A 15,382-nucleotide genomic window follows, 5' to 3' on the forward strand; every position below is an offset into this window, starting at 1 on the left:
TCACCTACCAAGTTCCCTCCGTACAGCGCCACTTCGGTACAGCGCTCCTTCCGTACAGCGCCCCTTCCGTTCAGGATTCAGCACCCAGCAGAGAATGAGGCAGAGATGACGCACATCAGCGAATCGGCGATGCGGGGATCCGGCGAGCTCGCCCACGAGGGCGCGTACGACCACCCGGCCGGGCAGATCTCCCTCGGCATCGGCGGCGGGCTGGGGATGCGCAGCCGGCTCCTCAGCGCCTCGGAGGGCGAGACCGGCAACACGATCGACCTGCCGTGGACCACCATGATTCCGCTTTAGGCACACCTCCGCCCGGATTGTGGCGCATTGGGGCACTGCCGCATGAGTTACGACTCAAGTAGCCTGCGCCCATGCGCGCCACTTCGCCGGTCATCGTCGGGCGGGACGAGGAGATCGGCCTGCTGAGCAGCGCCCTGGACGCCGTGCGACGGCGTTCGGGGCGCGCTCTGTTCTTCCTCGGCGAGGCGGGGATCGGCAAGTCCCGGCTGGTGGGTGAAGCCGCCTACCGGGCCTACGGGCTCGGTATGCCGGTGCTGCGCGGCCGGGCCACGTCGACCGGTCTCGTCGTCCCTTTCCGGCCACTCGTGGAGGCGCTCTCCTCCCGTTTCCGGGCCGCCGGCACACCGACCGATCCCGAGCTGGCGCCGTACCATCCCGCACTGGCCCGGCTGGTTCCGGAGTGGCGCCAGGAGGCCTCTCCCGGCTATCCGGAGACCGTCGTCGAGCTGGCGGAGGCGCTCCTGCGGCTGCTGTCCGTGCTGGGCCGGGAGTCGGGCTGCGCGATCCTGCTGGAGGACCTCCACGACAGCGACACGGAGACCGTCGCGGTCGTCGAGTACGTCATCGACAACCTCGCCGATCTGCCGATCCTGCTGCTGGGCACCCTGCGCCCGGAGCCGGGCGCCGCGCTCGACCTCGTACGGTCCGCGGAGCGCCGGCAGGCAGCCGTCGTCCGGGAGTTGAAGCCGCTGGCCGATGAGCAGATGCGGGCTCTGACCGGCGCGTGTCTGGAGGCGGCGCCCGAGGAGATACCGCCGGTGGTGCACCACCGACTGGCCGAACGGGCGGGCGGAAACCCGTACTTGGTGGAAGTGCTGCTCGCGGATCTGCTGGACACCGGCCAGTTACGCAAGGCGGAGAGCGGCTGGGTGGCGGCCGAGCATCCCGGCGGACCGGTGCCTTCCGGCATCGTGCGGACCTGGACCCGGCGGCTCGACCGGCTGGACGAGCCGGTCCGGGACCTCTTACTGGCGGCGGCCACGCTGGGCGGCCAGTTCTCGGTCTCCGTCCTCCAGACCGTCACCGGTTTCGAGGACCGGGCCCTCTTCACCCATCTGCGCTCCGCCGTCGAGGCGGGCGTGATCGCGCCCGACGGCGCCGCGCCCGACCGGTACGCCTTCCGGCACTCGCTCACCGCCGAGGCCCTGATCTCCTCGCTCGCCCCGGCCGAGCGCGCCTCGCTCGCCCGCCGGGCCGCCGGAGCCATCGAGCACTCCGGGCAGCCGCTCGACGAGGACGGCCAGCAGTTGGTGGCCTCACTGCATCTGGCGGCCGGCAACCGGTCGGGCGCGGCCCTGAGATTCGCGGAGGCCGGAAGACGGATGCTCGCCTCAGGAGCCCACGGTTCGGCCGTGGTGCTGCTGGAGCGGGCCTGCCCCCTGGCCGCCGACGCCGACCGGGCCGCCATCTCCGAGTCCCTGGCGGTGGCCCGGGCCGAGGGCGGGGACCTGGACGCGGCACTGGAGCTGGCCGAGGCGCTGCCACCGGTTCCGGCGCGGACCGAGGCCGCCGACCGGCGCGGCGAGGTCCACATCAAGATCGCCTGGGTGGCGGTGATGGCCGAGCGCGCGGCCGACGCGGCCCGCCAGATCGACGCCGCCCGCACGCTGCTCGGCCATGAGCCGGTCCCGGGCCGCCGGGCCGCGCTCGCCGTCGCCGACGCCCACCTCGCCCTGCTGCCCGGCCAGGAGCACCGGCGCCCCGGCGAGACCGAACGGGCCGCGCGCGAGGCCGCGGAGATCGCGGAGGCGGAAGGTCTGCCCGTAGTCGCCTGCCAGGCCTGGCAGTTGCTCGCGCTGCTGCTGCGCGAGAAGGGGTTCGACGCGGCGGACGGCTGCCTGGAGCGGATGCTCGCGCTCTCCACCGATCACGATCTGCCCGTCTGGCGGGTGGAGGCGCTGGTGCGGCTCGGCGCGAACGCCTTCATGCGGACCGGCGACGCCTCCCGGCTGCGCTCGGCGCGGGCCGCGGCCATCGAGCTCGGCGCGCTGCTGCTGACGCAGACGGTGGACGGGCTGCTCGCCATGAACGCGGTGCTGTGCGGGCGTTGGGACGAGGCGCAGGAGATCATCGACCGTTCGCTGGAGGCCAGCGCCCGGGTCGGCAACCACTCGGCCCACCGCTATCTGCTCCTCTCCACCGCCACGATGGCCGCGCATCGGGGGCGGCGGCGGGACATGGACCGTGCGCTGGCGGCGTTCCGGCGGGCCGGCGGTGAGCAGTCTCTGCTCGTGCCACACCAGTTGGGGCTGTGCAAGGCGATCGGCGCGCTTCTCGAGGAGGACCGGGAGCGGGCGCTGGAGGGCCTGGACGCGGTGCTGGCCTGGGAGCGGGACCACCCCAGCTACTTCTACCTGAGCGGGAGTTACGGGCTGCGGCCCTTCCTGCGGGTGCTGGCGGGAGCGGGCGACCGGGCCGAGTACGAGACCGTACGCGCCTCTCCCGGCGCCCAACTCGCCTGGAACGGGCAGTTCCTGGAGCTGGCGGAGGCGGTGCTGCTGGGCCGGTCCGGCGACCGGTCCGCAGCCGCCCGCCTGGTGGCCTCCTTCGACGCCCGGTCCGAGCCGTTCCCGGTCGCCCGCCATCTCGGGCTGCGCCTGGTCGCGGACGCTGCCGCCGCCGACGGCTGGGGCGAGCCGGTGGCGTGGCTGCGGCGGGCCGAGGAGTTCTTCTACGGGGTCGGCGTGCAGCCGGTCGCCTCCGCGTGCCGAGCCGCGCTGCGGCAGGCCGGAGCGAGCGTCACCCAGCACCGGGGCGGCTGGGACCGGATCCCGCTCTCGCTGCGGACCAGCGGCGTGACCCCGCGCGAGTACGAGGTGTTCGTGCTGCTCCCGGAGCGGCCCGGCAACCAGCAGATCGCCCGACGGCTCTCCATCTCGCCGCGCACGGTGGAGAAGCACATGGCCAGCCTGCTCTCCAAGACCGGGCGCGCGGACCGCTCGGCGCTCTGCGAGTTCGCGGCGGAGTGCGCGGTGGAGCCGGCCTGAGCCGCGTCCGGCGCCCCCACAACATGGGGGCACCGGACGCTTTCGGTCGGGTGTGCGGGCGGAACATACGCGCAGTGCCCCGATGTGCGCGGGGCGTGACCCCGACAGGATCGGAAACGTGCGTACGGCAGTCTGCCGCCCGTCCCCGCTTCCGGAGGCCCGCTGATGATCCGACCTCCCGCCCGTCCGGCCGCAGCCGGTGCGGTGTACTTCTCGCTCCTCGGCCCGCTCACCGCCGTACGGGACGGCCGCCCGCTCCCGCTCGGCCCGCGCAAACAGCGCCTCGTCCTGGCCACGCTGCTCTCGCGCCCCAACACCCCGGTTCCGGTGGACGTGTTGACGGACGCGGTCTGGCCCGACGACCCGCCGCGCACCGCGCGCAAGAACCTCCAGGTGTACGTGAGCGCCGCCCGCGCCCTGCTCGGCTCCTCCGGCGACGACGGCCGGGACCGGGTCGTGCACGGCTGCGGCGGCTACCGGCTCACCATCGACGAGGGCGAGCTGGACACGCTGCGCTTCCGCTCCCTGGCCCGCGCCGGCCGGGCCGCCGGCGAGCGCGGCGACCTGCGCACCGCCGCCCGGCTGCTGCGCGAGGCGCTGGACCTGTGGGAGGGGCCGCCGCTGAACGACCTGCGGGACTCCACCGGCGTGGCGGAGGAGGCCGATCGGCTGGAGGCCCGCTGCCTGACCGTGTACGAGGAGTGGGCCGAGACCGAGATCGATCTCGGCCGCGCCGCCGTCGCGGTGGACGGCCTGCGCGATCTGGTGGAGCGTCACCCGCTGCGGGAGCGGCTCCGGGTGGCCTGGATGAACTCGCTGCACCAGTCCGGGCGGCAGGCCGAGGCGCTGGCGGTCTACGACGACTACCGGCAGCTTCTGGCAAGGGAGTTGGGGCTGGAGCCGAGCCCGGCGATGGCAGCCCTGTACCGGGCGATGCTCGGTCGCGGCCGCACCGCCAGGACCGCCGCGGGCACCCGGGAGGGCGCGCACGGTACGGCGCTGCCCGCCGCGCCGAAGGACTTCACCGGCCGCCGGGAGGAGCTGCGGGAGCTGCTGGCGCTGCTGGGCTCGCCGGACGAGCGGGTGGTGGTCGTCTCGGGTCCCGCGGGCTCCGGAAAGTCGGCGCTGGCCCTGCGGGCGGCGCATCTGCTCGACGACGGCTTCCCGGACGGGCGGTTCCACGTGCAGGTGCGGCGGGAGGACGGCTCGGCCCGTACGCCGGCCGAAGTGCTGGGCGAGCTGGGGCGGTTGTGCGGGGTCCGCGTGCCGGTGGTTCCGGCGGACCCGGTGGATCCGGCGGTGCACGCCGGTTCAGCTGTACGGGCCGAGGCGGAGAGCGGTCCGGCGGAGAGCGGTCCGGCGGAGGAGGCCTGGCAGAGGTGGCTGGCGCTGCACCGGGCGTTGATCGTCCTCGACGACGTACCGGACGAGGCCTCCGTACGCGGGCTGCTGCCCCGCTCCGGGCCGTCCTCGGTGGTGCTCACCGCGCGCGGACAGCTGGCCGGGCTGGCTCCCGTACACCGGATCGCGATGGCGGCGCTGGCGGACGGCGAGGCGCTGGAGCTGCTCGGCAGGCTGATCGGGACCGGGCGGCTGCGGACCGATCCGGGGGCGGCGCTGCGGATCGTCCGGGCCTGTGGCGCGCTGCCGTTGGCGGTCGGCGTGAGCGGGATGCGGCTGGCGGTGCTGCGCCATCTGCCGCTGGCGGAGTACGCGGACCGGCTCGGCGATCCGTCGGCGGCGCTGGACGAACTGGTCGCCGGGGACATCTCCGTACGGCTGCGGATGGCATCCGGCTGGCAGGACCTGTCGGCGGACGACCGGCGGGCGCTGGGACGGCTGGCCGGGACCGCGCAGGACGGCGGCTTCACGCTGGACGGCGCGATGGAGGCACTGGGGTGCGGGGAGCGGGCCGCGATCCGTACCGTCGAGTCGCTGATCGACGCGGGAGCGGTGACCTCGCCGACCGGAGAGGTCACCGCCCATGCCGCGCTGTACGAGGTGCCGCGGCTGCTCTGTCTGTACGCGCGCGAGCAGGAGGAGGGCTGACCCAGCCTGTACGCGGGCGAGCGCGAGAAGGGCTGACCAGGCTGTACGCGCGCGAGCGCGAGGGGGGCCGGGTCAGCCCAGGGTGAGCAGCTCCAGCAGGCCGGGGCCGGGGGCCTCCGACAGGAAGTGCAGGGCGAGCAGCAGTCCCGCCGCTCCCGTCGCCAGGTCGGCCGAGCAGCGGCGCAGCCGTGATCCCGGGACCAGCAGCCGGTCCTCCTGGGCGATCAGGTGCCAGGAGAGATTCCGTACGGAGGCCAGGACGTCGGGTTCCCTGCGGCTCCTCGGCGACAGCTGGCCCGCCGTGGCCACGAGTCCCGCGCGGCCGGTGAACAGGCCCGGCTCGCGGACGAATTCGAGGACGCAGCCCTGCCGTACACCGGGCAGCAGAGCGGCGAGTTCCGGTGCGGCTCCGCGCGCCAGATACGCCTGGGCCACCAGCGCGACGCCGCCGCTGCCCTGGTCCAGGTAGAGGAAGTGGCGCCGCCCGTCCTTCACCTGGACCGTGCCGCCCGGCATCGTCACACAGTGCCCGGCCTCCCGCTCCAGGGCCCGGCCGGCGGCCCGCAGGAACCGTTCCTCGCCGGTGAGGGCGTGCAGTTCGAGGTGGAGCAGGGCCGCACCGCTCAGCCCGCGCAGCAGCCCGGCCGATGCGGGTGCGGCCAGGCCCGGTACGGAGTCGCCACGCACCAGGCGGTCCAGGTCGCCGGCGGTCCGTACGGCCAGCTCCAGCAGGTCCTGGTCCTTCGCGTCGGGCCCGGCCAGCCGCAACGCGGCGAGCGCGAGGCCCGCGCGGCCGGTCAGCAGGTCGGCCGAGGCGGACGGCGGCGCGGCGGCGGCCCGCTCGAAGAGTTCGCGGCCCTCCTCCGGCCGGCCCAGCAGCGAGAGCACGACCGCCGTGCCCGGCAGTCCGTCGTACAGGCCACCCGGTGCGCCCGGGTCGCGGCGCCCGGCGGCGGAGGCGAGCCACTCGGTCCAGGCGGGGTCCACCGGCGCGCCGACGCGGTGCAGCGCGTACAGGACTCCGGCCGCGCCGTGAGCCACGTCGGCCCCTCCGGTCGTGAAGGCCTGCGGGTCGCCGGGGAAGAGGCGGTCGGTGCGCTCCGGAGTCGCTCCGGCGCGGATGCCCGCGAGCAGCCGCGTCCGCAGCTCCGCCCAGTCGGGCTCCGGACCCTCCAGCAGCGCGGCGACCTCGCTCTCACCGCCGAGGCGGCTCTCCGCCGCCCGCAGCGCGGCGGGACGCGGCGGGCCCGCGTCGGCCGCCAGGCCGTACCTGCGGCGGGCCCACCGCTCCAGGGTCAGCGCCTTGGTCCGGTCGTGCCCGGCCATTTCCATGAGCGGCATCAGCATGGAGAGCCAGGTCGCCCAGAGCGCGTACGCGTCGGCCTCGGCGCCCGGAGTCCCGGTCGGCGCCTGGAGACCCGGCGCGCCCGCCACCGGGGTGTCCCGGTCGTCGAGCGCGGTGGCGTACTCGAAGTCGACGAGGACCAGGCGGCCGTCGGGCCGGATGACGACGTTGGACGGGTGGAGGTCGCCGAAGCGCAGACCGCGCGCGTGGATCGCCGCCAGCGCCTGCGTGAGCCGCTCGGTCACGGAGTCCACCCAGGCGACGTACGTGGCGAGTTCGGCGTCCGTGCCCGAGCCGTGGAGGAGGGCGAAGCGGGCGACGATCTCCTCCAGGAGCGTGGCTCCCTCGATGTGCTCCTCGATCAGGAAGTGGTGCTCCCAGACGCTTCGTACGCCGTACACCTCCGGTACGCAGTCGAGCCCGGCCAGCACGGTCAGCGCCCGGTGCTCGCGGTGCAGCCGGGTCACCGCGTCGTGGCCCACCGCGTCAAGACCGCAGTGCGGCCGGGCCTCGCGGAGCACCACCTGCCGGCCGGTCCCGCGGTGCCGGGCCCGGTAGATGCCGCCCGCGTTGGAGAACTGGAGCGACTCCGTGACGGCGTAGGGGAAGGTGCTGTCTCCGGCGGCCGCCCGCGCGGCGAGATGCGGACGCAGCGCCTCCGGGACGGTGACCCACGGCGGCACCCGGAACACCACACCGCGCTCGTCGGGCACCAGCTCGCCCGACGGATGCCGCAGCGCGTGCACCCGCTCGCCGTCGGCGTCCAGGCACCAGCGGGCGACGAAGGCTCCGTACCGTACGTAGACGGGCGCGTCGCCGATCCGCAGATCGCTGAGGATGTACGGGCCGCGGCGGCCGGCGAGGGCCTCGGCCAGCTCGTCCACCACCCGCAGGAAGACGGTCTCGTCCGGCGGGTAGAGCGTGAGGAACTTGCCCGCGCCGGAGCGGGCCATGTACTTGTCGGACATCAGCAGCAGCGCCTGCTCGCTGCGGAGGAACTTGAACGGCACGTCGTGCGCGTGGCAGATCCGGGCGGTGTCGCGCAGGGTCGCCTCGGCCTCCTCCGGGACGGTGGAGACGTGGATCTTCCAGCCCTGCTCGGCGAGTTCGCGGCCTTCCGGGAGCAGCGAGGTCCACAGGCCGCCGCGGACCCGGCGCCAGCCGTCGGGCGGCAAAGCGGAGTCGAGCGGGTAGCGCGTCCTCGCGTCCGGGAGGCGGGCCGGGGTCTCGTAGTAGACGGGGTCGGCGAGGCAGTGGAGCTGGGTCTGCTGGATACCGGAGACGGACACGGTGGGCCTCCTCAGAGTGCGCCGGGACCGGCGGCGTCGTGGGCGGTTCGGGCGGGGGCGGGCCGGGCCCCTTCGGGAACGGCCGGCTCGAAGGGCACGTCCGGCTCGAAGGGGGCGTCCGGCTCCTGCTCCGGTACGGCCGCTCCGGACCGGACGGACGGCGCGAGGGTCACGATGACCGCCGAGACGGCCAGCACACCGCCGATGATGCCGAAGGCGGAGCGGGTGCCGAGCAGCGTGAGCAGCGCGCCGCCCGCGAGCGGCCCGAACGGCTGGACGACCGACGACAGGAAGCCCGCCGCGCTCTGCACCCGTCCGATCCGGTCCTCCGGAGTGACGATCAGCAGCGTCGAGAGGAAGCCGATGCTGGCGGTCATGGAGAGGCACATGCAGAGCGCGCAGAGCACTCCGGCGAGCAGCGCGCTGCTCAGCCAGGACAGCGCGCCGGCCGTCAGGACACAGCTCCAGCAGGTGGCGATGATGAGGGCGCGGGCATGGCGGTCCGGGGAGATCCGGGGGGCGAGCAGCGCACCGGCGAGCGATCCGGCCGAGACACAGGTGATGACGAAGCCGCTGCCGAGACCGGAGGTCCCGTTGTCGGAGAAAACGGCGAGCGCGGTGAAGGTGAGCGCGCCGAACGCGAAGTTCATGCCGAGGCCGAAGACGAGCAACACCGTACGGAGGTAAGGCAGTTGCCAGAGGAAGGTGAGGCCTGCGGTGAGTTCCCGGCGGCTGAGGACCGAGCCGGCCCGGGTCCTGGCCTCGGAGCGGGTGCGGACGAGCGCGATGCAGATGGTGGAGAGCAGCAGCCCGAGGAACTGGGCCGCGAAAGGCAGCGCCTCATGGATGCCGAAGAGCGCGCCGCCGACCAGCGGGCCGGCCATCTTGACCGTGGCGGTACGGGCCTGGAGCCGTGCGGTGGCCGTGCCCATCTGGTCCGGTGGCACGACCGCGCGTATCAGGCCGAAGGCGGCGGGAGCGTAGACGCTGCTCAGGACGGCGCCCGAGGTCGCGACCAGCAGGACGAGCACCATGGGGGCGTGCCCGTACCAAACCGCGACGGTCAGAGCGGTGATCGCGGCCAGACTCCCCGCGTCGCACAGCCGCATCAGCCGGCGGCGCTCGACCCGGTCGGCCATGACCCCGCCCGGCAGCATCGTCACCAGCAGCGCGCAGACGGAGACCGTGCCGACGGCACCGGCCTGCACGGCGGAGCCGGTCGTCTTCAGGATCAGCAGCGGCAGGGCGAGGGCGCCCATCTGGCTGCCCAGAACGGCGAAGAGGCCACTCAGCCAGAGCAGCCGGAAGTCCCGGTTGGAGCGGAGCGGCGTTGCCATCAAGGTCTCCTGTCTCTTCCTGCGCGAGCTCTTCCGCGCGGGTCTCTTCCTGCGCGGGTCCCTTCCTGCGCGGGTCCCTTCCTGCGCGGGGGCACACGACGGGCGGGGCGGCCTCCGTGGTACTCGGAGGCCGCCCCGGCTCCGGCCGGGCGCCACGGCGGCGGGGCACAAGGCCCGGCCGGTCATGGCGCACGACCCGGTGGTCCGGCAGGTCAGCCCAGGACGAGGCTCACGGTGCTGACGCAGTTGCCGGGCACGATCTCGCGGTCGACGACACCCGGCGTCTCCTGGAGGTCCAGCACGGAGTGCGCCTCGACCTCGGGGGTCTCGGCCTCGTTGTTGTCGTCGGCCGCGGGCTTGGTGTTCTCGGACATGGTGGTCTCCGTCCACTCGTCGTGAGCCGGCCCGGCCTCCGTGGCGTGTGCCGCGGCCCGGTACCTGCCGTTGCCGAGAAAGCTAGGAGTGGCCGCCTGCGGGACGGTTCGGCGCCGGTATGGGTCCGGTATGGGGCCAGGACGGCACGGCCGGACGGCCGCCGCGGCAGGGCTCCGGGAGGGCTGCGGACCTCGCTCACCTGCGGACATACCGGTTCCGAGGCGGTGGCAGACCGCCGGTGAACCGGTACGGCACAGGCTGTGCGGGTGCGCACCGGCCCCTGAAGCTCCGGCCGCGCCCCAGCCACCGAAGGAGGCGGCCCGTATGGAACTCGCCGAACTCGTCGGACTCCGGCCCTTCCCGGCCGCCGGTCTGCTGCTCGGCCTCACCCGCCGCTGCCCCCTGCGGTGCTGGCACTGCTCCACCGGATCGGACCTGACCGTGCGCGAGGAGCCGGACGCCGCTCAACTGCTGCGTTTTGTTGGCTCGTTCACCGCCGAGAACCGTCCGGACGTGGTCATGCTGACGGGCGGCGAGCCGCTGCTCCTGCCGACGCTCGCCGGCGAGCTGAGCTTCCTGGCGCGCCGCGCCGGATCGCGTACGGCGGTGCTGAGCGGGATGTTCTTCGCCCGCTCGAAGGAGATCCCGCCCGCGATCCTGCGGGCGATCGCGCAGGTCGACCACTTCTCCGCGAGCCTGGACGTCCACCATGAGCGGGAGGTGGCGCGCGCGGACGTGTTCCGGGCGCTGCACCGCATCCGCGACTCGGGCGTCTCCGTCAGCTTCCACCTCACCGGGACCGGTGCGGACGACCCGTATCTGGCCGACATCACGCGCGCCATCGACAAGGAGTTCGGTGGCCGGGTGCCGTCGCTGGTCAACGAGGTGCGGCCGTTCGGCCGGGCCGCCTCGTGGGCGCGGCCCGCGCGGACCGGCCCGGACCCGTCGGCGGCGGCGCCGTGCTCGATGGCCGCCTGGCCGGTGGTCGCCTTCGACGGTACGGTGCTGGCCTGCTGCAACCAGGACACGGTGGACCGCCGCCCGGCCCCGGCCCATCTGGACCTCGGGCACATCGGCACCGATGACTGGGAAACCGTACGCCGACGGGCCCTGGAATCACCGGTGTTGCGGATGATCCGGACGGTCGGGCCGACGCATCTGGCGGCCCGCTCCGGCGCCGCGCCGCACCCGGGCTCGTACTGCGACGGGTGCCGGGCGCTCGGGGGCGACGAGGCGGTGGCGGCCGGGGCGCGCGCGGTGGCGGCGGGTCCGGCGGGTGCTCTGCTGGACCTGGCCGCCGCGCAGCGCGGTGCGCGGGGCGGGCCGGAAGGCGTCGTCCGGCGGCACGGCTGCTCGGCGTACGCACCGCTGGTGGCGGGGAGCGCTCGGTGAGCATCACGTGGACGAGCACCACCGCCCCCGGGAAGGCTTCGACGCGCCTGCGCACCAAACTCCTGCTGCTGGAGCCGGAGTTCAGAGGAGCGACCACGCACATGTGGCGCCCCGACGACCTGTTGCCGCGCTACCGGACGTATCTCTGCACCATGCACGCCGTGATCCGGGCCTCCGTTCCGCTGATGGAGCTGGCGCTGCGGCGGATGGCGGACCGGCCCGGCGATCCGCTGTCCGAGCCGCTGACCGCGTATCTGGCGGAGCACATCCTGGAGGAGGCCGGGCACGACGCCTGGCTGCTGGAGGATCTGCGCGCGGCGGGCGCGGAACCCGAGGACGCGCTCGGCCCGCAGCCGCCGCCGGACGTGGCCGCGCTGGTGGGCCCTCAGTACTACTGGATCGAGCACCACCACCCGGTGGTCCTGCTCGGCTACATCGCGGTGCTGGAGGGGTACGCGCCGGCGCCCGGCCTGACCGACCGGATCGCCAGGCTGACCGCGCTGCCGGCCGCCGCGCTGCGGACCGTACGCGAGCACGCGGCACTCGACACGGACCATCTGGACGAGCTGTACGCGCTGCTGGACCGGCTGCCGCTGACCCGGGACCAGGAAGCGGCCGTGGCGGTCGGCGCGCTGCACTCCCTCGACGCGCTCACCCGGCTGTTCGTCCGGCTCGGGCGCTCCGCACCGGCGCCGTCGCTGCGGGGAGCCGGACCCACCTCACCGACGGGAGTCACCCGATGACCGGACCACCAACGCCACCGAACCCGAGCGGCCCCGAACAGCGGCCGATGGAGGCCGTGTTGCACGAAGCGGGCTTCCCGGTGGACCTGCTCACCCAGGAACAGCGCCTGGTGCTCAGCGAGTTGACGCCACAGGAGCTGACCCTGCTGCTCGACGTCAAGAGCCGGCTCGACGCGGTGGGCCCCGAGGTCCAGGCCCACGGCGAGATCGCGGGCGGCGCGCTGTTCTAGGCCTGTCGGCAGTTCGACGACACACCCTAGGGCCCCTTCCGGCCTTTCGGGAGCGCTCGCGCCAGGACGGGGGTCCGGCGCGGGCGGTCCCGGGACCGGATCAGCCGCTGTACCGCCACCGTCCCGTCTCCCAAGGCGAGTTGGACCAGAAGAGTTGAGGACCCGCCATGACCTGCCCCTCGTGCCGACAGGAGCTTCCTGCCACGGCCCGGTTCTGCTCGTCCTGCGGGACGCCGTGCGCCGGTCCTCCGCCGGCCCCGGAGCCGCCGCCGGAGGACGAACGCAAGCCGGTGACCGTGCTGTTCTGCGATCTGGTGGGCTCGACCGCGCTGTCGGGCGTGCTGGACCCGGAGACGCTGCGCACGGTGACCCTGCGGTACTTCGAGGCGATGAGCGCGCAGATCGTGGCGCGCGGCGGCACTCCGGAGAAGTTCATCGGGGACGCGGTCATGGCGGTGTTCGGCGTACCGGTGGTCCGGGAGGACGACGCCCGGCGCGCCCTGGCGGCGGCGCTCGGGATGCGCCGCGCGCTGGACGCCCTCAACGAGGAGCTGGACACCGCGCTCGGAATCCGGCTGACCACCAGGGTCGGCGTCAACACCGGCCAGGTGGTGGCCGGTTCGGACGCCACGGCCCGGCAGGCCCTCGTCTCCGGCGAAGTGGTCAACATCGCCGCACGACTTGAGCAGAACGCCGGCCCGGGCGAGATCCTCATCGGCCCGCAGACCCTCCTGGCCGCCGGCCCCACGGTCCAGGCCGAGCCCACCGGACCGCTCCACCTCAAGGGCAAGCGCGAGAGCGTGGAGGCGTACCGGCTGCTCGCCCTGGGAGCGGACGACCCGGAGCTGCTGCGCCGCTTCGACGCGCCGTTCGTCGGCCGCACCACCGAACTGGGCTCGCTGGAAAGTGCGTTGGCGGCGACCGTACGGGATGACCGGCCCGGACTCCTGCGGGTGACCGGTGAGGCGGGCATCGGCAAGACCCGGTTGGTACGGGAGTGGCTGATGCGGGGCGGTGAGGCCTTCGCGTACGGGGCGGGGCGCTGCCGCAGCTACGGGGACCACGGCACGCTGGCGCCGCTCGCCGACGCCGTACGCCCGCTGCTCCCGCCCGCCCTCTCCCCGGTGGACGACGCGACCGCCGACGCGATGGCCCTGCTCTCCGGCGGCCTCCTGCACGATGGCACGCCGAACGCGCCGTTCGAGGACATGTGCGCCGCACTGACCGTGGTCCTGAAGCGGACGGCCCGGGACCGGCCGGTGGTCCTGGTGCTCGACGACTGGCACGCCGCGGCGCCGCTGCTCATCCGGACGGTGGACCGGCTGGCGGGCGCGGGCGGTCCTGGGCGCACGCTGGTGATCTGCGCGGGCCGTCCGGAGGTCACCGGCGCAGCGCAGGAAGCGCGGGACCACCTCCAGCTCACCGGTCTCCCGCGCGCGGAGGCGGCCCGCCTCGCCGCCGGACTTGCCCGGCTCGACGGCCGCCCGGCACCGGCCGACGAACGGCTGCTGGCCCGCTCCGAAGGCAATCCGCTCTACCTGGAACAGCTCCTGGTCGGCGACGCCACCGCCACCACGTCCGTCCCGGAAGGCGAGCTGCCGCCCACCCTCCAGGCCCTGCTCGGCGCCCGGATCGGCGCGCTGGCCCGGGCCGAGCGCGGGGTGGTGGACCTGGCGGCGGTGATCGGCAGGGAGTTCGCGGCGGCGGAGCTGGTGCGGCTGGAGCTGGCGGTCCGGACGGCGGAGCGGCCCGGCGCCACCGACCCCCAAGGCCTCCGCCGCGTGGACGAGGCGCTCGCCGCGCTGGCCCGGCGGCGGCTGGTGGAGCCGGCGCCGTCCGGGGCCGGGGACCCGTCGGCATACCGGTTCAGCAGCGGCCTGGTCCACGAGGTCGCCTACGCCTCGCTCTCCAAGCGGGCCAAGGCGGAGCGCCACGCGTGGGCGGCCGAGCTGCCGAGTGTGGCGCGGACCGGCGACGGCGCGGTCGGCGGCCATCTGGAGCGCGCCTACCGCTACCGCACCGAGCTCGGCCTGCTGGACGACCGGGCCCGGTCGCTGCGGGACCGCGCCGCCGCCGCGCTCGGCCGCGCCGGGGCGCAGGCCGCCGCCCGCTCCGACCTGCACTGGGCGCACGGGCTGCTGGAGCGGGCGGTGGAGCTGCGGCCGGACGCGGCGGGCGCGGTGCTGAGGCTCGGCGAGGTACGGGTGGCGCTCGGCCAGGTCGCGGAGGGCGCCGAACTGCTGCGCACGGTAAGGGACTTGCCCACCGCACCGGTGGAGTCCGCGCACGCCCGCCTCGCACTGGCGGTGCTGGATCCGGCGGCGAGCCCCGGTCCCGCCGCCACGGCGCGCGCGGTGCTGCCGGTCTTCGAGGCGGCCGGAGACGCGGTCGGCCGGGCCCGCGCCCACCTCCGCCTCGCTCAGCAGCTCCAGCAGTCGGGCCGCCACGAGGAGGCGGAGCGCGACCACGCGCGGGCCCTGGAGCACGCGGTGGCGGCCGGAGCCGAACCGGAGCGGGCCGGGGCACTGGGCGCGATCGGCATCTCGCTCTGGCGCGGGCCCGTCCCGGTACCGGAGGCGGTGGAGCGCTGCCGCACCCTGCTGGCGGCCCACGGTTCGGGCCGGCCGACGGTGCGGGTGACGCTCAACTGCCCGCTGGCCGTGCTGTACGCGCTCCAGGACCGGCCCGGCGAGGCGTACGCGTGCCTGGCGGAGGCGGAACGGCTGGCCGGGAAGCTGGGGTTCGCCGAGGCGGAGGTGTTCCTTCCGGTGTTCCGGGCGACGGTGGAGGGGCTGCTCGGCCGGGACGCGGAGGCGCTGGAACTGCTGGACCGGGCGGACGCGGCGGCCCGGCGGATGGGAGCGGCGGGCATGCGGACGGCCGTGGCGCTGGACGCGGCCCGGCTGGAGCTGGACGCGGGGAGCGCGGAGCGGGCGGCGAGGTGGCTGGCGGGCATCGGCGACGGATCGGGGCTGAGCCGAGCGGACGCCGTCGACCTGGAAGGGCTGCGTGCCCGGCTGGCGGCCCGGGCCCGTCCGGACGAGGCGCTCCACCACGCCGAGCGGGCCGTACGCGCGTCGCTGCTCACCGACTCACCGCTCGTCCAGGCATCCGCCGAGCTGGACCGGGCCCGCACGCTCGCCGCGCTGGACCTCCCGGCGGCCGCGGAGGCGGCGGCCCGGAGCGCCGGGGCGTACTTCGCGGGCAAGGGGCACCTGCCGGGGGCCCGCCGGGTCGCGGCTTTCCTCACGGCACACCGGGACCGCCCGGTGACCGCCATGGTCACGACGAGTGCGGCGAGTTCGACACGTTTCACGAGGGAAGGGAGCTGACCG

10 protein-coding genes are annotated in these 15,382 nt (G+C 74.8%); 7 read left to right on the forward strand and 3 right to left on the reverse strand.

Annotated features, from left to right (window positions below):
• Window positions 1-105 precede the first annotated feature (105 nt).
• The 3 genes from ACIRR8_RS02735 (at window position 106) to ACIRR8_RS02745 (ending at window position 5,336) form a co-directional block, all read left to right on the forward strand.
• Window positions 106-300 (forward strand): hypothetical protein, encoded by a 195-nt coding sequence (locus tag ACIRR8_RS02735; protein ID WP_404058167.1) that lies wholly within the window; start codon window positions 106-108, stop codon window positions 298-300.
• Between the two features lie 71 nt (window positions 301-371).
• Window positions 372-3,287 carry an AAA family ATPase gene (locus ACIRR8_RS02740; protein WP_404058169.1) on the forward strand — a complete coding sequence of 972 codons (2,916 nt, stop codon included), beginning with the start codon at window positions 372-374 and terminating at the stop codon, window positions 3,285-3,287.
• A 165-nt stretch (window positions 3,288-3,452) separates the two neighbouring features.
• On the forward strand, window positions 3,453-5,336 hold the full coding sequence (locus ACIRR8_RS02745; protein ID WP_404058171.1) for a BTAD domain-containing putative transcriptional regulator: 1,884 nt from the start codon (window positions 3,453-3,455) through the stop codon (window positions 5,334-5,336).
• 72 nt (window positions 5,337-5,408) lie between these two features.
• On the opposite strand, the gene lanKC is transcribed toward ACIRR8_RS02745, so the two are convergent.
• From lanKC to ACIRR8_RS02760, 3 genes are all read right to left on the reverse strand, one after another.
• Window positions 5,409-7,970: a class III lanthionine synthetase LanKC gene (lanKC, locus tag ACIRR8_RS02750; RefSeq protein WP_404058173.1), complete on the reverse strand. Its 2,562-nt coding sequence runs from the start codon at window positions 7,968-7,970 to the stop codon at window positions 5,409-5,411.
• An 11-nt stretch (window positions 7,971-7,981) separates the two neighbouring features.
• Window positions 7,982-9,307 (reverse strand): MFS transporter, encoded by a 1,326-nt coding sequence (locus ACIRR8_RS02755; RefSeq protein ID WP_404058175.1) that lies wholly within the window; start codon window positions 9,305-9,307, stop codon window positions 7,982-7,984.
• Window positions 9,308-9,519: 212 nt separating this feature from the next.
• Window positions 9,520-9,681 carry a hypothetical protein gene (locus tag ACIRR8_RS02760; RefSeq protein WP_404058177.1) on the reverse strand — a complete coding sequence of 54 codons (162 nt, stop codon included), beginning with the start codon at window positions 9,679-9,681 and terminating at the stop codon, window positions 9,520-9,522.
• A 325-nt stretch (window positions 9,682-10,006) separates the two neighbouring features.
• Between ACIRR8_RS02760 and ACIRR8_RS02765 the strand changes: the two genes are divergently transcribed.
• From ACIRR8_RS02765 to ACIRR8_RS02780, 4 genes are all read left to right on the forward strand, one after another.
• Window positions 10,007-11,074: a radical SAM protein gene (locus ACIRR8_RS02765; protein WP_404058179.1), complete on the forward strand. Its 1,068-nt coding sequence runs from the start codon at window positions 10,007-10,009 to the stop codon at window positions 11,072-11,074.
• On the forward strand, window positions 11,071-11,817 hold the full coding sequence (locus tag ACIRR8_RS02770) for an iron-containing redox enzyme family protein (protein WP_404058181.1): 747 nt from the start codon (window positions 11,071-11,073) through the stop codon (window positions 11,815-11,817). The genes ACIRR8_RS02765 and ACIRR8_RS02770 overlap by 4 nt, the downstream gene beginning before the upstream one ends.
• A 47-nt stretch (window positions 11,818-11,864) precedes the next feature.
• Window positions 11,865-12,047, forward strand: coding sequence for an aroma-sacti cluster domain-containing protein (locus ACIRR8_RS02775; protein WP_404058701.1), 183 nt, complete (start codon window positions 11,865-11,867; stop codon window positions 12,045-12,047).
• Between the two features lie 167 nt (window positions 12,048-12,214).
• Window positions 12,215-15,379 carry an adenylate/guanylate cyclase domain-containing protein gene (locus tag ACIRR8_RS02780; protein WP_404058183.1) on the forward strand — a complete coding sequence of 1,055 codons (3,165 nt, stop codon included), beginning with the start codon at window positions 12,215-12,217 and terminating at the stop codon, window positions 15,377-15,379.
• Window positions 15,380-15,382 lie beyond the last annotated feature (3 nt).

Origin of the sequence: Streptomyces sp. NPDC101178, assembly GCF_044767965.1 — a bacterium.
GTDB lineage: Bacteria > Actinomycetota > Actinomycetes > Streptomycetales > Streptomycetaceae > Streptomyces.

Excerpts from the sequence above, each read along its gene's own strand:
- ACIRR8_RS02765 (WP_404058179.1), top strand. The coding sequence starts at position 10,007 with ATGGAACTCGCCGAACTCGTCGGACTCCGGCCCTTCCCGGCCGCCGGT.
- ACIRR8_RS02740 (WP_404058169.1), top strand. The coding sequence starts at position 372 with ATGCGCGCCACTTCGCCGGTCATCGTCGGGCGGGACGAGGAGATCGGC.
- ACIRR8_RS02780 (WP_404058183.1), top strand. The coding sequence starts at position 12,215 with ATGACCTGCCCCTCGTGCCGACAGGAGCTTCCTGCCACGGCCCGGTTC.
- ACIRR8_RS02775 (WP_404058701.1), top strand. The coding sequence starts at position 11,865 with ATGGAGGCCGTGTTGCACGAAGCGGGCTTCCCGGTGGACCTGCTCACC.
- ACIRR8_RS02760 (WP_404058177.1), bottom strand. The coding sequence starts at position 9,681 with ATGTCCGAGAACACCAAGCCCGCGGCCGACGACAACAACGAGGCCGAG.
- ACIRR8_RS02755 (WP_404058175.1), bottom strand. The coding sequence starts at position 9,307 with ATGGCAACGCCGCTCCGCTCCAACCGGGACTTCCGGCTGCTCTGGCTG.
- ACIRR8_RS02745 (WP_404058171.1), top strand. The coding sequence starts at position 3,453 with ATGATCCGACCTCCCGCCCGTCCGGCCGCAGCCGGTGCGGTGTACTTC.
- ACIRR8_RS02735 (WP_404058167.1), top strand. The coding sequence starts at position 106 with ATGACGCACATCAGCGAATCGGCGATGCGGGGATCCGGCGAGCTCGCC.